At 65.6% G+C, this 21,277-nt stretch carries 18 protein-coding genes; 7 read left to right on the top strand and 11 right to left on the bottom strand.

What is annotated here, in order from left to right; all coding sequences use genetic code 11:
• Positions 1-136: 136 nt before the first annotated feature.
• Entirely contained in the window at positions 137-1,501 is a 1,365-nt protein-coding gene (gene gorA / locus AB6724_RS08530) for a glutathione-disulfide reductase (protein ID WP_369338081.1), read from the top strand.
• A 167-nt stretch (positions 1,502-1,668) separates the two neighbouring features.
• On the opposite strand, the gene minE is transcribed toward gorA, so the two are convergent.
• Genes minE through minC form a run of 3 tightly spaced genes read right to left on the bottom strand, consistent with a single transcriptional unit; the run spans position 1,669 to position 3,567 of the window.
• Positions 1,669-1,944, bottom strand: a complete 276-nt coding sequence (gene minE, locus AB6724_RS08525; RefSeq protein WP_369338080.1) for a cell division topological specificity factor MinE — start codon at positions 1,942-1,944, stop codon at positions 1,669-1,671.
• A gap of 5 nt (positions 1,945-1,949) precedes the next feature.
• Complete coding sequence (minD, locus tag AB6724_RS08520) at positions 1,950-2,762, bottom strand: septum site-determining protein MinD (protein WP_369338079.1); 813 nt, start codon at positions 2,760-2,762, stop codon at positions 1,950-1,952.
• A 58-nt stretch (positions 2,763-2,820) separates the two neighbouring features.
• Positions 2,821-3,567 (bottom strand): septum site-determining protein MinC, encoded by a 747-nt coding sequence (minC, locus tag AB6724_RS08515; protein WP_369338078.1) that lies wholly within the window; start codon positions 3,565-3,567, stop codon positions 2,821-2,823.
• Between the two features lie 149 nt (positions 3,568-3,716).
• On the opposite strand from minC, the gene AB6724_RS08510 reads away from it, so the two are divergent.
• Positions 3,717-4,466: an enoyl-CoA hydratase/isomerase family protein gene (locus AB6724_RS08510; protein ID WP_369338077.1), complete on the top strand. Its 750-nt coding sequence runs from the start codon at positions 3,717-3,719 to the stop codon at positions 4,464-4,466.
• Here the strand turns inward: AB6724_RS08510 and AB6724_RS08505 are convergent.
• Together AB6724_RS08505 and AB6724_RS08500 are read right to left on the bottom strand one after the other, a co-directional pair.
• The gene (locus tag AB6724_RS08505; RefSeq protein ID WP_369338076.1) at positions 4,463-5,989 is read right to left on the bottom strand and encodes a diguanylate cyclase; all 1,527 of its coding nucleotides are present in this window, start codon (positions 5,987-5,989) and stop codon (positions 4,463-4,465) included. The genes AB6724_RS08510 and AB6724_RS08505 overlap by 4 nt on opposite strands.
• 104 nt (positions 5,990-6,093) lie before the next feature.
• Positions 6,094-8,172 carry an acetoacetate--CoA ligase gene (locus AB6724_RS08500; protein ID WP_369338075.1) on the bottom strand — a complete coding sequence of 693 codons (2,079 nt, stop codon included), beginning with the start codon at positions 8,170-8,172 and terminating at the stop codon, positions 6,094-6,096.
• A gap of 142 nt (positions 8,173-8,314) precedes the next feature.
• On the opposite strand from AB6724_RS08500, the gene AB6724_RS08495 reads away from it, so the two are divergent.
• The 5 genes from AB6724_RS08495 (at position 8,315) to AB6724_RS08475 (ending at position 14,474) form a co-directional block, all read left to right on the top strand.
• A complete protein-coding gene (locus AB6724_RS08495) occupies positions 8,315-10,234 on the top strand; it encodes a B12-binding domain-containing radical SAM protein (RefSeq protein WP_369338074.1) in 1,920 nt (639 codons plus the stop codon).
• Between the two features lie 119 nt (positions 10,235-10,353).
• A complete protein-coding gene (locus AB6724_RS08490) occupies positions 10,354-11,670 on the top strand; it encodes a solute carrier family 23 protein (RefSeq protein WP_369338073.1) in 1,317 nt (438 codons plus the stop codon).
• A gap of 232 nt (positions 11,671-11,902) precedes the next feature.
• On the top strand, positions 11,903-13,423 hold the full coding sequence (gene scpC / locus AB6724_RS08485) for a succinyl-CoA:acetate CoA-transferase ScpC (RefSeq protein WP_369338072.1): 1,521 nt from the start codon (positions 11,903-11,905) through the stop codon (positions 13,421-13,423).
• Between the two features lie 97 nt (positions 13,424-13,520).
• On the top strand, positions 13,521-13,982 hold the full coding sequence (locus AB6724_RS08480) for a GFA family protein (protein ID WP_369338071.1): 462 nt from the start codon (positions 13,521-13,523) through the stop codon (positions 13,980-13,982).
• Positions 13,983-14,003: 21 nt separating this feature from the next.
• Entirely contained in the window at positions 14,004-14,474 is a 471-nt protein-coding gene (locus tag AB6724_RS08475; protein WP_369338070.1) for a PaaI family thioesterase, read from the top strand.
• 41 nt (positions 14,475-14,515) lie between these two features.
• Here the strand turns inward: AB6724_RS08475 and AB6724_RS08470 are convergent, their stop codons facing one another.
• The 6 genes from AB6724_RS08470 to AB6724_RS08445 all read right to left on the bottom strand — a co-directional run bounded on the left by AB6724_RS08470 (position 14,516) and on the right by AB6724_RS08445 (position 21,275).
• Entirely contained in the window at positions 14,516-15,217 is a 702-nt protein-coding gene (locus AB6724_RS08470; RefSeq protein ID WP_369338135.1) for an ABC transporter ATP-binding protein, read from the bottom strand.
• Between the two features lie 115 nt (positions 15,218-15,332).
• Entirely contained in the window at positions 15,333-16,088 is a 756-nt protein-coding gene (locus AB6724_RS08465; RefSeq protein WP_439329840.1) for an ABC transporter ATP-binding protein, read from the bottom strand.
• A gap of 7 nt (positions 16,089-16,095) precedes the next feature.
• Positions 16,096-17,190, bottom strand: a complete 1,095-nt coding sequence (locus AB6724_RS08460; RefSeq protein WP_369338068.1) for a branched-chain amino acid ABC transporter permease — start codon at positions 17,188-17,190, stop codon at positions 16,096-16,098.
• Between the two features lie 154 nt (positions 17,191-17,344).
• Positions 17,345-18,214 (bottom strand): branched-chain amino acid ABC transporter permease, encoded by an 870-nt coding sequence (locus AB6724_RS08455; RefSeq protein WP_369338067.1) that lies wholly within the window; start codon positions 18,212-18,214, stop codon positions 17,345-17,347.
• Between the two features lie 155 nt (positions 18,215-18,369).
• Entirely contained in the window at positions 18,370-19,533 is a 1,164-nt protein-coding gene (locus AB6724_RS08450) for an ABC transporter substrate-binding protein (RefSeq protein ID WP_369338066.1), read from the bottom strand.
• 179 nt (positions 19,534-19,712) lie between these two features.
• Positions 19,713-21,275, bottom strand: a complete 1,563-nt coding sequence (locus AB6724_RS08445) for a benzoate-CoA ligase family protein (RefSeq protein WP_369338065.1) — start codon at positions 21,273-21,275, stop codon at positions 19,713-19,715.
• Positions 21,276-21,277 lie beyond the last annotated feature (2 nt).

Genomic DNA, 21,277 nt, shown 5'->3' with positions numbered 1-21,277 from the left:
CCGTCTTCGCGCCGCGCGCCCCTGAAACCTGGCCGATAACGCTGGGTTAACCGAGCTGCTGCAATCTCGTTGTGGTTAGAGTCTGTGTGGGGCGGAGCGCATCCGCCCGGCACTTCAATCCAGAGCGGGGCATGCGATGCAGCAACAAGACTTTGATTACGACTTTCTGGTCATAGGCGGCGGTTCGGGCGGCGTGCGCGCCAGCCGTGTGGCCGCCGGCCTGGGCGCGCGCGTGGCCGTGGTGGAGTCCGGCCCGCTGGGCGGCACCTGCGTGAATGTGGGCTGCATTCCCAAGAAGCTGCTCAGCCATGCCGCGCATTTCAGCCAGCTTGCCGAGGAGGCCCAGGGCTTCGGCTGGCAGCTGGAGCCGCCGCGGTTCGACTGGGCCACGCTGATCGCCAACAAGGACCGCGAGATCGAGCGGCTGAACGGCGTGTACGAGAAGATGCTGGCCGGGGCGGGCATCACCCTCATCCACGGCCGCGCGACGCTCCTGGGCCCGCATAGCGTGCTGGTTGGCGCTGCATCCATCACGGCCCGCCATATCCTGATCGCCACCGGCGGCCGGCCCAGCATGCCCGATATTCCGGGCGTGGAGCATGCGATCAGCTCCGACCAGGCCTTCCACCTGCGGGAGCTGCCCGAGCGCGTGGTGGTCGTGGGGGCCGGCTATATCGCCGTGGAGTTCGCCTCCATCTTCAACGGCCTGGGCGCGCAGACCACCTTGCTGCACCGCCGCCAGCAGCTGCTGCGCGGCTTCGATGCCGATCTGGGCCGGGCTCTGGCCGAGGAAATGCAGCGCCAGGGCGTGGGCTTTCAGTGGAACGAGGCCGTTGTGGCGATACGCAAGCAGGCCGACGGTCTGCAGCTGCAGCTCGGCAGCGGCCGCAGCCTGGTGACGGACTGCGTGATGTTTGCCACGGGCCGCAAGCCCAACACGGACGGGCTGGGCCTGGAGGCCGCGGGCGTGCGCTGCAATGCAGCGGGTGCCGTGGTCGTGGACCAGAACTTCAGCACCAGCGTGCCTTCGATTCATGCCGTTGGCGATGTGGTCGACCGCATGGCGCTCACCCCCGTGGCCCTGGCCGAGGGCACGGTGGTCGCCCATGGCCTGTTCGGCCAGGGCGGCAGGAGCGCGCCCGATTACGAGCTGGTACCCACGGCGGTGTTCTCCCATCCGCAGGTGGGCACCGTAGGGCTGTCCGAGGCCGCGGCGCGCGAGCGCTATGGCGAGCTGCAGATCTTCGAGTCCGCCTTCCGGCCCCTGAGCAACCGCATGGGGGCGGCGCCGGAGAACGTGTTTCTCAAGCTCGTCGTCTCCAAGGCCGACCAGCGCGTGCGCGGCGTGCACATGGTGGGCGAGGGCGCGGGCGAGCTGATGCAGGGCTTTGCCGTGGCGCTGCAGTGCGGCGCGACCAAGCAGCAGTTCGATGCGACCATAGGCATACACCCCACGGTGGCCGAGGAACTGGTGACCATGCGGGAGCCGGTCAGAGGATAAAAAAATGGGCCTTTTCAGGCCCATTCCCTTGTCTATCAAGCGCTATGCGCTATGAGTTCTTAACTGCTTAGCTTGGCGTACATCAGTGACACCGAGCAAGAGCCGCCTCGCGGCGAAGGTGTCGTCCCCCTCCCGCGTAGCGAGAGAGGGGGAAGGCGCGAAGCGCCTCAGGGGGAGGTAATACGAGCCTCCGGCAGCTCGATCTTGACTTCCAGCACTTCCAGGTTTTCCTGACGTTCCAGCTGGACCTTGATGTCATTGGGATTGATATCCACGTATTTGGAAATCACGGCCATCAGCTCTTTTTGCAGGGCCGGCAGATAGTCGGGCTTGCCCGAGTTCTCACCGCCCACACGCTCGCGCGCCAGAATGATCTGCAGGCGCTCCTTGGCCACCGACGCGGATTTCTTCTTCTCTCCGAGCAGAAACGACAACATGGACATCAGGCTTACCTCCCGCCAAAGATGCGCTTGAAGAAGCCGGGCTTGACCGCTTCGGTAAAGCGCATGGGCTTTTCCTCGCCGCGGAAACGGGCCACCACGTCCTGATAGGCCTCGGCCACGTCCGAGCCCTGCATGTGCACGGCGGGAATGCCCTGGTTGGAGGCCTGGAGCACGGTTTCGGACTCGGGGATCACGCCGATCAGCTCGATGCGCAGAATGTCCTGGATGTCTTCCAGCGACAGCATCTGGCCGTCCTGCACGCGGTTGGGGTTGTAGCGCGTGATCAGCAAATGCTCCTTGAGCGGCTCGCCGGCCATGGCCTTGGCGGTCTTGGAGCTGAGCATGCCCAGGATGCGGTCCGAGTCGCGCACCGACGAGACTTCGGGGTTGGTCACCACCAGGGCCTCGTCGGCATAGTGCATGGCGTAGAGCGCGCCGCTTTCAATGCCGGCGGGCGAGTCGCAGATGATGTACTCGAAGTCCATGGCGGACAGGTCGTCGAGCACCTTCTTCACGCCTTCCTGGGTCAGGGCTTCCTTGTCACGGGTCTGGGAGGCGGCCAGCACGAACAGGTTCTCGCACTGCTTGTCCTTGATCAGGGCCTGGTTGAGGTTGGCCTCGCCCTGGATGACATTGATCAGGTCATAGACCACGCGGCGTTCGCAGCCCATGATCAGGTCCAGATTGCGCAGGCCCACATCGAAATCAATCACTGCGGTTTTGTGACCGCGCAGCGCGAGACCCGATGCGAAGCTGGCGCTGGTGGTGGTCTTGCCGACTCCGCCTTTGCCGGAGGTCACGACGACGATTTTGGCCATGTTTGCTCGATTCCTTAAAGACAAATGGGGCAGGTTGATGGGGCGTCCGGTGCGTCTCTTACACCGGCTCGATAATGATCTTTTCTCCCTCCAGACGGACTTTGGCGGGCTTGCCGGCCACATCTGCAGGTAAATCGGTCTCAATTGTGCGGTAGATACCTGCAATGGAGAGCAGTTGTGCCTCCATACAAGTGCTAAAAATTCTTGCGCCGGTATTGCCGCTGGCTCCGGCCACGGCGCGTCCGCGCAGCGGCGCATAGACATGGACGTTGCCGTCGGCGATCACCTCGGCACCATAGCTGACCATGTCCAGCACCACGATGTCCGTGCCCTTGGCATAGACGCGCTGGCCCGAGCGCAGCGGGCGGTCCACGATCAGGGCATCGGCCAGCGGCGCCGGCACCTCGATCTCGTGCACCACCTCCACCTCGCGGATGACCTCGTGGATCTCGGGCTCGGCGCGGCGCGCGGGCATGGCGTCGGGCGCCGCGGTCAGGCCCAGGGCGTGGGCCGTGGCCATCTGCTCCTCGTTGCCGCCGCGCACGGCCACGGGCATGGTGCGGTGGGCGCGCAAGGCTTCGATCAGGGCCGGAAAGTCGATCTCCGCCGCGTCCTCGTTCACATGGCTGAGGTCGATGAGCACGGGGTCGTTGTCGAAGAAGTCCGGGTCGTCGGCCAGGCGCCGCTCCAGGTCCTGCCTCAGCGCCTGCATGTCGGTGCCGCGCAGCACCACGGACAGCACCGGCAGTTGCGCACTCTTGAGGTCAAAGCTGGGGCGCTCGGCGCCGGTCGATTCAACAGACATGGATGGGTCAGCGCACGCAAGGTGCTCGATGAGGACGCCAAAGTGTACCTGTGTACCGGCAAAAGATGCGGTCACCGAGTGTTTGCTCCGCAACACTTGATGCGCCTCAGAGTCGGCGCCCGGCGCGGGTCTGGATGAAAATACAGTCCATGTCTCCAGAGCTTTTGATCCAGGGCGCCCGTGCCAGCATCACCTTGCGCCGTCCCGAAGTCGCCAACAAACTGCTGCCCGAGGATCTGGTCACGCTGCGTCGCCAGATCGACGCGGTCAATGCCGACCCCGCCGTGCTGGTGCTGACGCTGCAGGCCGTGGGCCGGCATTTCTGCAGCGGCTACGACATTGGCGAGATCGCCAACAGCCAGAACGAGGGCAGCTCCTTCGGCGAGATGGTGGACGCCATCGAAAACTGCCGTGCCGTGACGATTGCCGCGATTCAGGGCGGGGTGTTCGGTGGCGCCACCGATATGGCGCTGGCCTGCGATTTCCGCGTGGGCGGCCCGCATAGCCAGATGTTCATGCCGGCCGCGCGCCTGGGCCTGCACTTCTACCGCTCGGGCCTGGAGCGCTATGTGACGCGTCTGGGCCTGGATACGGCCAAACGCCTGTTCCTCACGGCAGAAAAGCTGGACGCCAAGGCCATGCAGGACTGCGGCTTTCTCACGCATCTGAGCCGGGACGAGGATATTGCGGCCGAGCTGCAGCGGCTGCAGACCACGCTTTCCGGCATGGCGCCGCTGGCGCTGCTGGGCATGAAGCAGCACCTCAACGCGATCGCGCGTGGCCGGGCCGATGCTGCGGCCATAGACGCCGCCGTGCAGGCCACGATCGCCTCGGCCGACCTGCAGGAAGGCGGTGCGGCCTGGAGCGAGAAGCGCGAGCCGCAGTTCACGGGGCGCTAGGCTCGCAGCACGGTGGCGTGCACGCGGTCGCGGCCCGCGCGCTTGGCCGCGTAGAGCTGGGCATCGGCCTGTGCCAGCAGCTCCTGGGCCGTGGCCGGCCCGCTTTTCAGCGTCGCCACTCCTATGCTTACCGTGAGCTGCGGCGTGGGGGCCAGGGCATTGGGCAGGGCCAGTCCGGCCGTGGCCTCGCGGATGCGCTCGGCCAGCCGCTGCACATCGGCGGCGGCGGTGTCGGGCAGCAGGCAGGCAAACTCCTCGCCGCCATGGCGCGCGGCCAGGTCCGAGGCGCGTGCCACCGTCCGGCTCAGCACCTGGGCGATGGCGCGCAGATAGTCGTCGCCCGTCGAATGCCCGTAGTAATCGTTCACGCCCTTGAAGTGGTCCACATCGATGAGCAGCACGCTCAGGGGCGCGCCCGTGCGCTGCCGGCGCGCATGCTCGCGCTGCAGCGCCTGGTCGAAGGCGCGGCGGTTGGCCAGGCCGGTCAGCCCGTCGGACAGGCTCAGGCGCTCCAGCCGCTCGTTGCTCTCCTGCAGCTCCTGCTTCTGGCGTCCGATCTGCTGGTTGCTGGCCGCGAGCCGCCGGGCCAGGCGCCGGTAGCGCACAAACGCCAGGCCGAACCCCAGCGTCAGCAGCGCGGCGGCCACGCTGGCGGTCTGCAGCAGGGTGCGCTGGCGGCGCTGCTCCACATAGCGCTCTATGAGCTGGCGCTCGCCCTCCTCGTGCCGAGCCAGGGATTCCGAGGCGTCGATGACGGCCAGGTAGCGGTTGAATGCCTCGACGAGGCGCTGGTTCCGGGGCGTGGCGCTGAAATAGAAGCCGTACTCGCGCGGATCATCGCGCAAGGTATGGATGACTTCCAGGTCGAAATAGTCGCGGGTGAGACGCTTTTCCTCGAAGATGCTTTTGCTGAACACGACCGGGTCCAGCCGCTCGTCGAGCAGGGCCTGGAACATCCCGTCGCTGTTGGTCTGGTCGAAGCTGGTGAGCTGGGTGGCGGGCAGGCTGGCCTGCAGCCGCGGCTCCAGCGCCACCCCCTTGACCACGCCGACGCGGTAGGGCGCCAGATCGTTCATGCCGCGCACGCGCAGGCCGCGCCCTTTGCGCGCGATGATGGCGTAGTAGCTCTGGTAGTAGGGCAGGGTGAAGATGCCGTGCCTGGCCCGCTCGGGCTGCCGGCTCAGCGGCATGAACACATCGGCGCGGCCCTGTTGCACCTCAAGGATTTTTTCCGCGACGGTCTGCCCGCGTCCCGGAAGGATGGCATAGCTCAGCCCCAGCTCCTGAGCGATGAAGCACCAGATGTCCACGGCTATGCCCGCATGGCTGTCGCTGGCCTGGTCGTAGCGCACCATGGGCGGGGCGTCTATGGCCAGGATGCGCAGCGGCGCCATGGCGCGGAACTCGGCCCGTTCCTGGGCGCTGAGCGCCACGGGCTCGCGCAGGTGAATGCGCTGCGCGCCATCGCAGGCCAGGGCCAGCGCCGCGCCGCAGCACAGGCCCAGCAGCACGCTTTGCCGCATCGCACGCAATCCACGCCCCATGCAGCCCTCAATCGGTTCGGAAATTCACATTTGGCAACAGCATGCCCGATTATCACCAGATGGCGGGCGCGCCGGCCCGGTCCTCATGGACCGGGCTGCATAGCCAGATGCTCGCGTGCGAAACCTTCGTACCAGCCCAGGCAGCCGGGGTTGGCCATGGCGTCCTTGTTGACCACCTTGGCCAGCGGCTGGCCCAGCAGCAGCTTCTTGATGGGCAGCTCCTGCTTCTTGCCCGATAGCGTGCGCGGAATCTCGGCCACGGCAAAGATGGCGTCGGGCACAAAGCGCGGCGACAGGGCCTGGCGTATGGCCGCGTTGATGCGCGCACGCAGCGCGTCGTCGAACTCCGCCCCGGGGCGCAGCACCACGAACAGCGGCATATAGCTTTCGCGCCCCAGGTATTCGAGGTCCACCACCATGCTGTCCAGCACCTCGGGCAGGGCCTCGACGGCGCTGTAGATCTCGCTGGTGCCCATGCGCAGGCCGTGGCGGTTGATGGTGGCGTCGCTGCGGCCGTAGATGATGCAGCCGCCGCCCTCCAGCACGCGTATCCAGTCGCCATGGCGCCAGACCGGCCCCATCTCGGCCGGGCCGTCGCCGCCGCCGGGTTGGCGGCCATGGCCGGCCGGGTACATGTCGAAATAGCTGGACAGATAGCGCTTGCCGTCCGCATCGCCCCAGAGAAACAGCGGCATGGAGGGAATGGGCTGAGTGCAGACCAGCTCGCCGACCTCGTCGACCACGGGCTGGCCCTGCTCGTTCCAGGCCTCGACGGCCGCGCCCAGCTGCCGGCATTGCATGATGCCGGGTGTCAGCGGCAGCTCGCGGTTGCCGCCGATGAAGGCGCCCGCAAAGTCGGTGCCGCCCGACAGGTTGTTCCACCAGATATCGGGATGGCCCAGCCTGGCGAACTGTTCCGTGCCCCACTGCTGGACTTCGGCCGACAGCGGCGAGCCCGTGCTGCCCAGGCCGCGGATGCGCGAGAGGTCGCCGCAGGCGGACAGATCCACGCCGGCCTTCATGCAGTTGGCGTAGAAGGCCGCACCCGAGCCGAAGCTGGTGACCCCGGTCTCGGCCGCAAAGCGCCACAGCGTGCTCCAGTCGGGCTTGTCCTTGCTGCCGCCGGGGCTGCCGTCGAAGATCACGCAGGTGGTGCCGCCCAACAGGCCCGAGACCTGGGCATTCCACATCACCCAGCCCGTGGAGCTGTACCAGTGGTAGCGTTCGCCCCAGCTATTGGGTTCGTAGCTGCAGCCGATATCGTTGTGCAGGGCCTTGAGCTGCAAGGCCACCAGCACCATGCCGCCATGGCCGTGGACTATGGGCTTGGGCAGGCCCGTGGTGCCACTCGAGTAGACGATCCACAGCGGGTGGTCGAAGGGCAGCCATTCGGGCTCGAAGGCCGCGGTCTCTGCATCATTTCTCGCTGTAACGCTTGTGTAATCTGCGGTGTCAGCTATCTTTATCGATGGATTCAGATTGGGCACCAGCAGCACATGCTGCACGCTGGGCAGGCCTTGGCGCAGCTCCTGCAGCACCTCGCGCCGGTCCATGTCGCGGCCCGCGTAATGCACACCATCCACGGCAATCAGCGCCTTGGGGGCGATCTGCTTGAAGCGGTCGAGCACCGCATGGGTGCCCATGTCGGGCGCGCAGATGCTCCAGATGGCGCCCAGGCTCACGCAGGCCAGGAACGCGACCATGGCCTCGGGAATATTGGGCAGATAGGCGGCCACGCGGTCGCCCCGGCCCACGCCCTGGGCGCGCAGATGCAGGGCCAGGGCCGCGACCTGGCCCTGCAGCTCGGGCCAGCTCAGCTCGCGCTGCCGGCCCTGTTCGTTGCGGCTGACGACGGCCGGCATGCCGGCCGCATGGGCGGGCCCCGCATGGCGCAGCACCTGGCGCGCGTAATTGAGCTGCGCGCCCGGAAACCACTGGGCGCCGGGCATGGCGTTGCGCGCCAGCACGGCACTGTGCGGCGTGGGGGATTGCAGATCGAAGTAATCCCAGATGCTTTGCCAGAAGGCGTCGAGATCGCTGGTCGACCAGCGCCACAGCGCGTCATAGTCGGCAAAGCTCAGGCCGCGCGTTTCACGCAGCCAGTCCTGATACAGCCGGATCTGGGGAATGTAGGGGGCGGTGTGTTGGGGGGCGGAGGGCATGGGCCCAGCCTAGCGCCGCAGCCCGCGCAAGTCATTGGTGGTGGCCCGGCCAGATGTCACCTGTGCAGCAGGGATGCGCGGGCAAACCGATAATCGGGGACTGCTTACACCGTCAACGGCGCATGCCGGCGACCCGCACCCCATGTCCGCTTTGCCCACCCGTGTGCTGGCCGTCATTCCGCCGATGACGCAGCTCAACACTCCCTACCCCTCCACGGCCTATCTGACCGGCTTTCTGCGCTCGCGCGGCATCACCGCCATGCAGGAAGACCTGGCCCTGGCCCTGGTGCTGCAGCTGCTCTCGCCCGAGGGCCTGCGCGCCGTGGCCGAGCGCATCAAAGCGCTGCCGACCAGGCAGCACACGCCGGCGGTGCAATCCTTTGTCGAACAGCAGGAGCGCTATCTGGCCACGATTGCGCCCACGATTGCCTTTTTGCAGGGGCGTGACTCCACGCTGGCTCACCGCATCGTGGGGCGCCACTTTCTGCCCGAAGGCCCGCGCTTTGCCACGCTGGATGTGTATGAGGACGAGGAGGGCGGCGATCCCCTGGGCTGGGCCTTCGGTGCCCTGGGTCTGCACGACAAGGCCAAGCATCTGGCCACGCTGTATCTCAACGATCTGGCCGATGTGCTGCGCGATGCCGTGGACGAGCGTTTTGAGTTCGTGCGCTATGCCGAGTCGCTGGCCGGCAGCCAGCCCACGTTTGACCCGCTGGCCAACGCCCTCGCGGCTGCTCCCAATCTGGTGGACGAGGTGCTGGAGCGCCTGACGCTGGAGGCCATTGAGCGCCACCAGCCCACGGTGGTGCTGCTGTCCGTGCCCTTTCCGGGCTCGGCCTATGCGGCGTTTCGCATTGCCCAGACCATCAAGAAGCACCATCCGCAGATCGCCACCGTGCTGGGCGGCGGCTTTGTCAACACCGAGCTGCGCGAGCTGGCCGAGCCGCGCGTGTTCGACTACTTCGACTTCGTGACGCTGGATGCGGGCGAACGCCCGCTGCTGGCGCTGCTCGAGCATCTGCGCGGCGAGCGCGGCAGATCGCGGCTGGTGCGCACTTTTGTGCGCGGCAGTGATGACGAAGGTGGCAAGGTGCAGTACGTGAACATGATGGAGTCCGACATCGCGTTTGCCGAGGTCGGCACCCCGACCTGGGACGGCCTGCCGCTGGATCGCTATTTGTCGCTGCTGGACATGCTCAACCCCATGCACCGACTCTGGAGCGACGGGCGCTGGAACAAGCTCACCGTGGCCCATGGCTGTTACTGGAAGAAATGCAGCTTCTGCGACGTGAGCCTGGACTATATCGGCCGCTACGAGGGCGCCAGCGCCGCCGTGCTGGCCGACCGCATAGCGGCCATCGTCGCCGAGACCGGCCAGACCGGCTTTCACTTTGTCGATGAAGCCGCGCCGCCCAAGGCACTCAAGGCGCTGTCGCAGGAGCTGATTGCGCGCCAGACCGGCATCTCCTGGTGGGGCAATGTGCGCTTTGAGAAAACCTTCACGCCCGAGCTGGCCGAGCTGATGGCCGACAGCGGCTGCATCGCGATTTCGGGCGGTCTGGAAGTGGCATCCGACCGGCTGCTGGCGCTGATGAAAAAAGGCGTGACCGTGGACCAGGTGGCACGCGTGACCAAGGCGTTCTCGGAGGCCGGCATTCTGGTCCATGCCTATCTGATGTACGGCTTTCCGACGCAGACCGTGCAGGACACGGTGGACGCGCTGGAGTATGTGCGCCAGCTGTTTCTCAACGGCTGCATTCAAAGCGGCTTCTTTCACCGCTTCAGCTGCACCGTGCACTCGCCCGTGGGTCTCAACCCCGAGGAGTACGGTATCGAGCTGCCGCCGCTGCCCGGGGGCGACTTTGCCAAGAACGACCGCCCCTTCATTGACCCCACAGGCGTCGATCACGACGCACTGGGCGCGGCGCTCAAGAAGGCTATCTACAACTTCATGCATGGTATCGGGCTGGAGGAGGATGTGCGCATGTGGTTCCCGTTCAAGGTGCCCAAGCCCACGGTCAAGCGCGACCGTATTGCGCGTGCGCTGCAGCAGAGGCAATGAATTTGATAGCTGCCTAAGCAGCGCCCCTGCTGCCGGCTGTTGCAAGCTGCCACTGGCCGTTCACGGAAAGCAAGGGCTTGCCATAATCTGCCCCGTTTAATAACTCCAGGAGTGACGGGATGGGAATATTTCAATGGCAGGAGCGCTCGGCCGCGACCCTGCAGGCCGGCGGCGTTATCGGTCCCGATGAGCGCCTGCCCTGGCCGCAGACCAGCCTGATGGGCGTGCAGCACGTGATCGCCATGTTCGGCTCCACGGTGCTGGCGCCGATTCTCATGGGCTTCGACCCGAATCTGGCCGTGTTCATGAGCGGCATAGGCACGCTGATCTTCTTCATCATCACCGGCGGCAAGGTGCCCAGCTATCTGGGTTCGTCCTTTGCCTTCATCAGCGTGGTGATCGCGGCGACGGGCTATGCGGGCAAGGGTCCCAATGCCAATGTGGGGCTGGCGCTGGGCGGCATCGTGGCCTGCGGTTTTGTCTACATGCTGGTCGGCCTGCTGGTGCAGCTGATAGGCACGCGCTGGATAGAGCGCTTCATGCCGCCCGTGGTCACGGGTGCCGTGGTGGCGGTGATCGGCTTGAACCTGGCCGCCATCCCCGTCAAGAGCATGGCCGCCAACAACTTCGAATCCTGGATGCAGGCCCTGACCTTTGTGAGCGTGGGCCTGGTGGCCGTGCTCACGCGCGGCATGGTGCAGCGCCTGCTGATCCTGGTGGGCCTGGTCGTCTCCAGCCTGCTCTACGGCCTGTTCACCAATGTGCTGGGCTGGGGCAAGGCCGTGGACCTGTCGGGCGTGGCCAATGCCGCCTGGTTTGGCGTTCCCACCTTTCACACGCCGGTGTTCAGCGCCCATGCCATGGTGCTGATCGTGCCCGTGGTCATCGTGCTGGTGGCCGAGAACCTGGGCCACATCAAGGCCGTGACGGCCATGACGGGCAAGGACCTGGACAAGTACATGGGCCGTGCCTTTATCGGCGATGGCGTGGCCACCATGGTCAGCGGTAGCGTGGGCGGCACGGGCGTGACCACCTATGCCGAGAACATCGGCGTGATGGCCGCAACCCGCATCTACTCCACGGCCGTCTTCATGTGCGCGGCCATCCTGGCGCTGCTGCTGGGCTTCTCGCCCAAGTTCGGAGCGCTGATCCAGGCGATTCCCCTGCCCGTGATGGGCGGTGTCTCCATCGTGGTCTTCGGCTTGATCGCCGTGGCCGGCGCCAAGATCTGGGTCGGCAACAAGGTGGATTTCTCGCAGAACAAAAACCTCATCGTGGCGGCCATCACCCTGATCCTGGGCACGGGCAATTTCACGCTGACTTTCGGCGAGTTCAAGCTCGAAGGCATAGGCACGGCCACCTTCGGCGCCATCATCCTGTACGCGCTGCTGAATCTCAGCGAGCGCGACAATGAAACTAAGGTACAAGCCCACTGAGGGCTGACTGGTAACCAGGGGAACATTCCCCTGACGACAGCGCGGGGCCTTTGCGGGTTTGTCCTGGCATTATGTTCCGCACTGGTAACATTTCCTGCTGGAGATACGCCGCCCTTAGCCGGGCGGTTTTTTTTGAGGTGCCAGCTCAGTGCTGCCCATGGGTCATAGAACGCCACCGCCAGCGCTGGCGGGCCCGAGCGCTGGCCTGGAGCCTTGGTGTTTGGAGCATCCAATGTCCATCGCAGATCGCGTACGTTACCCAGAATTCCTCTCGCGCGTCATGACGGCCGAAGAGGCGGCCGCCCTGATCCCCCACGGCGTCAATGTCGGCATGAGCGGCTTTACCGGCGCCGGCTATCCCAAGGCCCTGCCTCAGGCGATTGCCGCACGCGCCAAGGCCGAGCATGCCCAGGGCAAGCCCTACAAGATCAATGTCTGGACCGGCGCTTCCACGGCCGCCGAGTGCGACGGCGTGATGGCCGAAGCCCATGCCCTGGGCCAGCGCCTGCCCTTCAACACCGACCCCATCGCGCGCAAGGCCGTGAACGCGGGCGAGATCGACTTCATCGACATGCACCTGTCCCATGTGGCCCAGCATGCGTGGTTCGGCTTCCTGGGCCATATGAGCATTGCCGTGGTCGAGGTGCTGGGCGTGACCGCCGACGGCCTGCTGATCCCGTCCACGGCCGTGGGCAACAACAAGACCTGGCTGGAGATCGCCGACAAGGTGATCCTCGAGGTCAACACCAAGCCGCCGGCCAAGATGGAAGGCATGCACGACATCTACTACGGCACGGCCATCCCGCCGCGCCGCATGCCCATCAATATGACGCATGCCGACGACCGCATCGGCCAGCCCTATCTGAAGGTGGATCCGGCCAAGGTGATCGCCGTGGTCGAGACCCACAAGGGCGACCGCGACAACGTCTTCGCCACGCCCGACGAGAACTCCGAAAGAATAGCCGGTTACATCATCGACTTCCTCGCCCACGAGATGAAGATGGGCCGCCTGCCCAAGGAAATGCTGCCCATACAGTCGGGCGTGGGCAATGTGGCCAATGCCGTGCTGGCGGGCCTGCTGACGGGCCCGTTCGAGAACCTGCTGGGCTTTACCGAAGTGCTGCAGGACGGCATGCTGGACCTGCTGCGCGCGGGCAAGATGAGCCGCGCCTCGGCCACCTCGATCTCGCTGTCGAGCGCTGCCTACAAGGACTTCGAGGACAACATCGACTTCTACCGCGAGCGCATCATCCTGCGTCCGCAGGAGATCTCGAACCACCCCGAGCTGGTGCGCCGCCTGGGCATCATCGCCATGAACTCCATGATCGAGGCCGATATCTACGGCAACATCAACTCCACCCATGTGATGGGCACGGGCATGATGAACGGCATCGGCGGCTCGGGCGACTTTGCGCGCAACGGCTATCTGTCCTTCTTCGTGACCCCCTCGGTGGCCAAGGACGGCAAGATCAGCTGCATCGTGCCCATGTGCTCGCATGTGGACCACACCGAGCACGACACCCAGATCATCGTCACCGAGCAGGGCCTGGCCGACCTGCGCGGCCTGTCGCCCAAGCAGCGCGCGCAGGTCATCATCGACCAATGCGCCCACCCCGACTATCGCGACCAGCTGCAGGACTACTTTGACCGTGCGCGCCAGCAGGGCGCACAGCACACGCCGCATATCCTGCGCGAGGCCCTGAGCTGGCACGAGCGTTTCACCGAAACCGGTGACATGCGCGCGACTGCATAGTCCGCTTGGCGCTGGCGTGGCGCCCGGCGCTTCCAGTAGCATCAAGGACGGTCGGTTTCAGACCGTCCTTTTTTCATGCTGCAACCCGTTTCGCGCCATGCATATTCACCAGATTTCGGAAGACTCCACGGCCATCACCACAGGCTCCTGTCTGTGCGGACAGGTGAGGTTTGTGATTCACGGCGAACTGGCCGGGATTCAAGTCTGTCACTGCAGCCAGTGCCGCAAAGCCCAGGGCGGACCGCTGGCTACCAATATTCCGGTGAAGCAGGAGCAGATCCGCTGGATTGCGGGGCACGATCAGCTACGTCACTTCGAATCCTCGCCAGGCAAGCTGCGCGCCTTCTGCCCGCAATGCGGTTCGCCGGTTTACAGCCAGCGCAGCAGTCTGGTCGGTGTACTGCGCATACGCGCCGGCTTGCTCGATGAGCCAACCAAGACCTCATTGGCCAGTCACCAGCATGTGACCTCACGCGCCCCCTGGTGGCCTTTGCCCGAGGATGGTTTGCTCCGGTATGAAGAAGCTATGGTGCCTGCCTCAACGCAGGCTTCTCATTGATTGACCGCACAGAGGATCGATATGGCAATCTGGACCCGAGAGCTTGATCTCAAAGCACTGAACGCAGGCAGCGTCAACACGGCAATCTCCCATCTGGGCATCGAGTTCACCGAGTACGGCGACGACTATGTCTGCGCCCGGGTCCATGTGGACGAGCGCACCTGCCAGCCCTACGGCATTCTGCACGGCGGCATCAGCGTGGTGCTGGCCGAAACCCTGGGCTCCATGGCCGCGGCCTGTTCCATTCCCCAGGGCTATCGCTGCGTGGGCCTGAGCGTTTCGGCCAACCATGTGCGCGCGGGGCGCAAGGGCAGCTGGATCACGGCCACGGCGCGTCCCACGCATCTGGGGCGCACCACCCATGTCTGGGGCATAGAGCTGCGCGACGAGGAGGGCAAGCTCACCTGCAGCTGCAGCCTGACCATGGCGATTCTGCCGCCCGAGGCCGCGAAGAATGTGCGCCTGGATGCGGAGTCGCTCAAATCATCGTAGCTGCTGGCGCCGATGGGCAAAGGGCCTGACGGCCTTCTGGCTCAAACGCCCAGCAAGGCGGATAGCTGCTCGGGCTGCTGCAGCAGCTGCGCCGATGGAGCTTGCAGGGCCAGCCGGCCTTTTTCCATCACGGCCGCGCTATCGGTATGGGCCAGCACCTTCTTGTAGTCGCGGTCCACGATCAGGGTGGAGATGCCGGTGGCGCGAATCTGCGCAATCACGCGCCAGATCTCGGCCACCACCAGCGGGGCCAGGCCCTCGGTGGCCTCGTCGAGGATCATGAGGCGCGGATTGGTCATCAGCGCGCGGCCGATGGCGACCATCTGCTGCTCGCCGCCCGAGAGCTGGTGGCCGCCGTTGGACAGCCGTTCCTTGAGGCGCGGAAAGGTCTCCAGCACGCGCTCATAGCTCCAGTCCCGTCTGCCGTCCAGGCCTGCGCGCGCGCTCATCAGCAGGTTCTCCTTGACCGAGAGATTGGGGAACACGCCGCGTCCTTCGGGCACATAGCCTATGCCCAGGCGCGCCATTTTTTCGGGAGCGGCGCCGCTCACCTCCCGGCCGTCGGCAAAGACCTTGCCGCGGCGCGCGGGCACATAGCCCATCAGCGTGCGGATCAGCGTGGTCTTGCCCATGCCGTTGCGGCCCAGCAGGCCCACGGCCCGGCCCTGCGGCAGGGCCAGCGAGACGCCGTGCAGGATATGGCTGTCGCCGTAATAAGTGTGCAGTTCCTGCACGCCGAACATGGCGTGGTTCGAATTGGCACGAGCCAACTCAGAGACAGCAAGCAAGGGCCGCCCCGCAGCGAGGCTGTCGTCCCCCTGGGGGGAAGCGGCATTGCCGCTCAGGGGGGGCTTGATGTCAAGCATGTTCTTCCTCTCCGAGATAGGCGCTGCGCACCAGGGGATCGACGCGTATCTGTTCGGGCGTGCCCGTGGCCACCACGCTGCCGTTGACCATGACGGTGATGCGATCGGCGATGCGGAACACCGCGTCCATATCGTGCTCCACCAGCAGCACGGCGTGGCCGGTCTTGAGCTCCTGCAGCAGCTCCAGCATGCGTTCGGTTTCCTCGGCGCCCATGCCGGCCAGCGGCTCGTCGAGCAGCAGCACCTGGGGCTCGGTCGCCAGGCACATGGCGACCTCGAGCTGGCGCTTGGCTCCATGGCTCAGGCTGCCCGCGAGGCGCTGGGCATGCGGGGCCAGGCCTGCGCGCGCCAGGGCCGTGTGCGCGCGCTCCAGGCTGGCGGCGCAATGCTGGGCGGACTCCCAGATCCGCCACGGCCGCGCTCCGGCCTGGGCCTGCGCGGTCAGGCGGCAGTTCTCGAGCACCGTGAACTCGGGAAAGATGGTGGTGCGCTGGTAGCTGCGGCCTATGCCGGCCTTGGCGCGCCGGGGCTGGGGCATCTGGGTGACATCGCCGCCCTCCAGCAGGATGCTGCCGCTGCTGGCCGCTATCTCGCCCGAGAGCATGTTGATCAGCGTGGACTTGCCCGCGCCATTGGTGCCTATGACCGCATGGACCTCGCCGGCATGCAGATCGATGTCCACCTGATTCACCGCCACCAGGCCGCCAAAGTGCCGCGTCAGGCCGCGCACCGACATCTTGGGAATCATGCCCGCCTCAGTCATGGTCTGCTCCTTGATGGCTGGCTGCCGACGCTTGCGCTGCGGCCGCCTGGGCTTTTTTCTGCCATCTGTCGTTGATGCCCACCAGGCCCTTGGGCAGCAGGGCCACGAGTACGATGATGGCCATGCCCAGGGTCAGCTGCCAGTGGTCGGCCGCATTGCCCATGATGGCGTGCGTGCTCAGCAGCTCCTTGAGCAGCACAAAGGTGATGGTGCCCAGCACGGCGCCGCGCAGCGAGCCCACGCCGCCGAGGATCAGCATCAGCAGCACCTCGCCGGAGTGGTGCCAGGCCAGCAGCTCGGGGTTCACCACGGCGTCGCGGGCGGCCAGCAGAAAGCCCGCCAGGCCGGCCAGAGTGCCGGCGATCACAAAGCCCGCGAGCTTGTACCAGTAGGTGGCAAAGCCCGCGGCGCGCATGCGCTGCTCGTTGACGCGGATGCCGGCCAGCGCATGGCCGAAGCGCGAATGGCGCAGCATGGCGATGAAGGCATAGACCAGCACCAGGGCGGCCAGCACCACGTAGTACAGGGTGGTGGCGTTTTCCAGGTCCAGGGCGCCCAGGGCCGGGCGCTGCATGAGGTAGATGCCGTCGCTGCCGCCGAAATAGCCCACGTCATGCACCACGAAGAACGCCAGCTGTGCAAACGCCAGCGTGACCATGATGAAGTACACGCCTTTGGTGCGCAGGCTCAGCGCGCCGACCAGCAGCGCGTAGAGGCCCGATGCGGCCAGGGCCGCGCCCAGCATGAGGGCGAAGCTGCTGCCGTCCTGGCCCGCGGCCTTCACGGCCGCATAGGCGCCGAGGCCGAAATAGGCCGCATGGCCCAGGCTCACCAGCCCCGCGCCGCCCACGAGTATGTGCAGGCTCAGCGCGAAGATGGACAGGATCATGATCTTGACGACCAGATCGGACAGGTAGCCGGACCAGAAGGGCTGGGCCAGGGCCAGCAGCAGGGCCACCGACAAAGGCAGCACCGTGCTCATCCACACGCTTTTGGAACGTATGGGGCGGCTCTGGTTGCTCACTGCGGGAGCCTCGGCATAGGCCTGGTTGGACTGCGGCAGCGGCGTATAGGAGGTGTCGCTCATATCAGTGATCCTTGGCACTGCTTGTAAAACTGGCGTGAGCCAGGCAGGGGGCACCGAGCAAGGGCCTGGCCGGCCGCGCCGCAGCGAAGGTGTCGTCCCCCTCCGGCGCGTAGCGCCAGAGAGGGGGAAGGCGCGAAGCGACTCAGGGGGGGTGTCATCTTTTCCCCATCAGACCTTCAGGTCGCCAGACAAGAATGACGGCCATGAGCAGATAGATGCTCATGCCGCTGAGCTCCTGGAAGAACACCTTGCCGAAGGTATCGACAAAGCCCACCAGCAGCGAGGCGATCAGCGCTCCCGTGATCGAGCCTATGCCGCCGATCACGACGACCACAAAGCAGATGATGAGCACGCTGGAGCCCATATTCGGGTAGACCGAGCTCATGGGCGCGGCGATCATGCCGGCCAGCGCGGCCAGGGCCACGCCCACGGCGAAGACGATGCGGTAGAGGCGCTGGATATTGATGCCCAGGCCGCGCACCATGTCGCGGTTGCTGGCGCCGGCGCGGATCATCATGCCCAGCCGCGTGCGGTTGACGGTGTAGTACATCAGCAGCGCCACCAGCAGGCAGGCCAGCGCCGCGAATACGTTGTACCAAGGGTACTGCATCATGCCCAGCAGCGAGAAGCTGCCCGACAGCCAGCCGGGCTTGTCCACGCCATGCACATCGTTGCCCACCAGAATGGTGCGCAGACCCTCGAACACGAGTATCAGGCCGTAGGTCATCAGCACCTGCTGCAGGTGGTCGCGTTCATAGAGAAAGCTGAAGAAGGCCCATTCGAGAAAATAGCCAAGCACCACGGCCAGCAGCACGCCGACCACCAGCATGGTGATGAAGTGCTGGCCCAGCCAGGGCGCCAGCGAGAACGCCAGATAGGCGCCGATCATGTAGAAGCTGCCATGGGCCAGATTGATCACGCCCATGATGCCGAAGATCAGGGTCAGGCCCGAGGCCAGCAGAAACAGCAGCAGCCCGTACTGAAGCGAGTTCAGGCACTGCACCAGAAAGGTGGCGAGATCCACGGCAATCCTTGTGAAAGCGCGTTGACAAACTGGCGGTCAATACAGGCCGGCGAATCGCAGATTCGCGCTTGAGACGAGGCGCGTTGCCGCAGACAGCACCACAGGTGCGGCAAGGCAATGCAACGACGTATCAAGGCCTGTATTGAGCGCGCCCATTACATGCGGCAGCCGCGTGCGGGGTCGGCCAAGGCCTTGACGGCCACGCCGACCTTCTTGTTTTCCTTGCCCTCCACCTTGCGCAGATAGATGTCCTGCACGGGGTTGTGGGCCTTGCTCAGGGTGAAGTCGCCGCGCGGGCTGGCGATCGTGGCCTTCTCGATGGCGGTGCGGAATGCATCCTTCTTGGCCATGTCGCCGCCGGCCGCCTTCAGGCCCACGGCCAGCATCTGCGCGGCGTCATAGCCTTGCACCGCATAGACGTCGGGCTGCAGCTTGTAGCTCTTGGCGTAGCTGGTGCGGAAGTTCTTGTCGCGCTCGGTGCCCAGCTCGTCCGCATAGTGCAGCGTGGTCTGCATGCCTTGCGCGGCTTCGCCCTGGGCTTCCAGCGTGCCGTCGGTGAGGAAGCCGGGGCCGTAGAGCGGAATGGTCTTGGACAGGCCCGAGGCGTGATAGTCCTTGACGAACTTCACGGCGCCGGCGCCCGCGAAGAAGGAAAACACCGCATCGGGCTTGGCCGCGGCGATCTCGGTCAGCAGGGCCTGGAATTCCACATTGGGGAAGGGCAGGGTCAGCTGCTTGCTGACCTTGCCGCCGTTCTTCTCGAAGCCTTCCTTGAAGCCGTTGACGGCTTCCTCGCCGGCCGCGTACTTCCAGGTGATGGTCATGGCGTTCTTCTTGCCCTCCTTGGCCGCGACCACGCCCATGGGGTAGGCGGTCTGCCAGTTGGTGAACGAGCTGCGGAAGATATTCGGCGCGCACATGGGGCCGGTCACCGCATCGGCGCCCGCATTGGGCACGATGAGCACGGTGCCGCTTTCCTTGGCGGCCTTGGCCATGGCCATGGCCACGCCCGAGTGCACCGTGCCCACGATCACGTCCACCTTGTCGCGCTTGATCAGGCGGTTGACGTTGTCGGTGGCCTTGGCGGGATCGGACTCGTCGTCGACCTTGAAGAATTCGATCTCGCGTCCGCCGAGCTTGCCGCCCTGCTCTCCCACATACATGCGAAAGCCGTTTTCGATCGCATTGCCCAGCGCCGCATAGGTGCCGCTATAGGGCAGCATGAAGCCGACCTTGATCTTCTCCTGCGCCATGGCGCTGCCGCAGCTTGCGGCGGCTGCCATGGCGATCGCGCTCCAGATTGCCCATTGCTTGCTCATGCTTGTCTCCTGGTGATTGGTCTGTGAAGGCATGGATACACTCGAGTCGTCCCCGTCACGCGGCCGCGCAGGGCTCTTTTGTGCGCACTCTAACAACTTTAGATTTAAAGCAATACCGGCGATTGCCCTAGTCCGGCAAGCTCGGCCGGCATAGCCGCTGGCGCTGCATGCATGACGGCTCAGCCGTTTTTCGCATCGCGTTCGCGCAGGCGAAAGCGCTGGATCTTGCCGGTCGCGGTCTTGGGCAGCTCGTCGACAAATTCGATGAAGCGCGGGTATTTGTAGGGCGCCAGGCGCTCCTTCACAAAGGCCTTGAGCTCCTGCTCGGTCGTGGACCGGCCGGGCTTGCACACCACATAGGACTTGGTCTTGGTCAGCCCCTGCTCGTCGGTCACGCCGATCACCGCGGCTTCGAGCACGGCCGGGTGTTGCTGCAGCGTGGACTCGACCTCGAAGGGCGAGACATAGATGCCGCTGACCTTGAGCATGTCGTCGCTGCGCCCCGCATAGGTGTAGTAGCCCTCGGCGTCGCGCACGTATTTGTCGCCGCTCTTGAGCCAGACGCCCTGGAAGGTGTCGCGGCTCTTGTCGCGGTTGCACCAGTACATCAGCGCCGCGCTGGGGCCCTTGATATAGAGGTCGCCGATCTCGCCATCGGCCACGGGCCTGCCGTCTTCGCCGCGCAGCTCTACCTCATAGCCGGGCACGGGCTTGCCGGTGCTGCCGTAGCGTATGTCGCCGGGCCGGTTGGAGATGAAGATGTGCAGCATCTCGGTCGAGCCTATGCCGTCCACGATGTCGGCGCCGAAGTGCTCCTTGAAGCGCTGGGCGATCTCGGCCGGCAGCGCCTCGCCCGCCGATGAGCACATGCGCAGGCTGACCTGTTCGCGCGCCGGCAAGGCGGCATGGGCCAGCATGCCCGCAAAGCCCGTGGGAGCGCCGAAGAACACCGTGGGCTGGTGGCGGGTCCAGCGTGCAAACGTGGCGTCCGGCGTGGGGCGCTCGGCCATCAGCACCACGCTGGCTCCCACGCTGAGCGGAAAGGTCAGCGCATTGCCCAGGCCATAGGCGAAGTAGAGCTTGGCGGCGGAAAAGCAGACATCGTTCTCGCTCAGGCCCAGCAGCGGCTTGCCGTAGAGCTCGGCCGTCCAGTACGGGTTGGCATGGGTATGGACCGCGCCCTTGGGCCTGCCGGTGGAGCCCGAGGAATACAGCCAGAAGCCCGGGTCGTCGCCCCGGGTCTTGACGGCCTGGGCCAGGGGTGGCTGCCGGTCCAGCCAGGGCTGCAGGGGCTCGAAAGCCGGGGGCAGCCCCTGGGGCGATTCTTCGGGATGGGCCACCCAGACATGGCCGACCTCGTGCTGCGCCCGCTCCAGCGCCTGCTGCACCACGGGCACCAGCGCGCCATTGGTCAGCACGGCCTGGGCGCGGCTGTGCTCGAGCATGTAGACATAGTCTTCGGGCGTCAGCAAGGTATTGACGGCAACCGGCACCACGCCGGCGTACATGGCTCCCAGAAACGAGACCACCCACTCGCGCATATCGTGCATGAGCAGCAGCACGCGCTCTTCGCGGTGGATGCCGGCGGCCGTCAGGCCCTGGGCCAGGCGCCGCGCCTGTTCCTGCAGCTGGGCATAGCTCAGGGTGCCGTGATCGTCGGTATAGGCCATCTTGGCGCCGCGCGTCTGGTTGAGCTCGAACAGATGCTGGGCGAAGTTGAAGGGCTGGCTGAAGTCGACCATGG

Origin of the sequence: Comamonas guangdongensis (assembly GCF_041079535.1) — a bacterium.
GTDB classification, from domain to species: Bacteria; Pseudomonadota; Gammaproteobacteria; order Burkholderiales; family Burkholderiaceae_C; genus Comamonas; species Comamonas guangdongensis.
This window is presented reverse-complemented; position numbering and strand designations above follow the sequence as displayed.

Bases quoted from the DNA above. Each gene is read 5' to 3' on its own strand.
- AB6724_RS08475 (WP_369338070.1), top strand. From the start codon at position 14,004: ATGGCAATCTGGACCCGAGAGCTTGATCTCAAAGCACTGAACGCAGGC.
- AB6724_RS08470 (WP_369338135.1), bottom strand. From the start codon at position 15,217: ATGTTCGGCGTGCAGGAACTGCACACTTATTACGGCGACAGCCATATC.
- AB6724_RS08500 (WP_369338075.1), bottom strand. From the start codon at position 8,172: ATGCCCTCCGCCCCCCAACACACCGCCCCCTACATTCCCCAGATCCGG.
- minD (WP_369338079.1), bottom strand. From the start codon at position 2,762: ATGGCCAAAATCGTCGTCGTGACCTCCGGCAAAGGCGGAGTCGGCAAG.
- minE (WP_369338080.1), bottom strand. From the start codon at position 1,944: ATGTCCATGTTGTCGTTTCTGCTCGGAGAGAAGAAGAAATCCGCGTCG.
- gorA (WP_369338081.1), top strand. From the start codon at position 137: ATGCAGCAACAAGACTTTGATTACGACTTTCTGGTCATAGGCGGCGGT.
- AB6724_RS08445 (WP_369338065.1), bottom strand. From the start codon at position 21,275: ATGGTCGACTTCAGCCAGCCCTTCAACTTCGCCCAGCATCTGTTCGAG.
- AB6724_RS08460 (WP_369338068.1), bottom strand. From the start codon at position 17,190: ATGAGCGACACCTCCTATACGCCGCTGCCGCAGTCCAACCAGGCCTAT.
- AB6724_RS08465 (WP_439329840.1), bottom strand. From the start codon at position 16,088: ATGATTCCCAAGATGTCGGTGCGCGGCCTGACGCGGCACTTTGGCGGC.
- AB6724_RS08510 (WP_369338077.1), top strand. From the start codon at position 3,717: ATGTCTCCAGAGCTTTTGATCCAGGGCGCCCGTGCCAGCATCACCTTG.
- AB6724_RS08490 (WP_369338073.1), top strand. From the start codon at position 10,354: ATGGGAATATTTCAATGGCAGGAGCGCTCGGCCGCGACCCTGCAGGCC.
- minC (WP_369338078.1), bottom strand. From the start codon at position 3,567: ATGTCTGTTGAATCGACCGGCGCCGAGCGCCCCAGCTTTGACCTCAAG.
- scpC (WP_369338072.1), top strand. From the start codon at position 11,903: ATGTCCATCGCAGATCGCGTACGTTACCCAGAATTCCTCTCGCGCGTC.
- AB6724_RS08450 (WP_369338066.1), bottom strand. From the start codon at position 19,533: ATGAGCAAGCAATGGGCAATCTGGAGCGCGATCGCCATGGCAGCCGCC.
- AB6724_RS08505 (WP_369338076.1), bottom strand. From the start codon at position 5,989: ATGCGGCAAAGCGTGCTGCTGGGCCTGTGCTGCGGCGCGGCGCTGGCC.
- AB6724_RS08495 (WP_369338074.1), top strand. From the start codon at position 8,315: ATGTCCGCTTTGCCCACCCGTGTGCTGGCCGTCATTCCGCCGATGACG.
- AB6724_RS08480 (WP_369338071.1), top strand. From the start codon at position 13,521: ATGCATATTCACCAGATTTCGGAAGACTCCACGGCCATCACCACAGGC.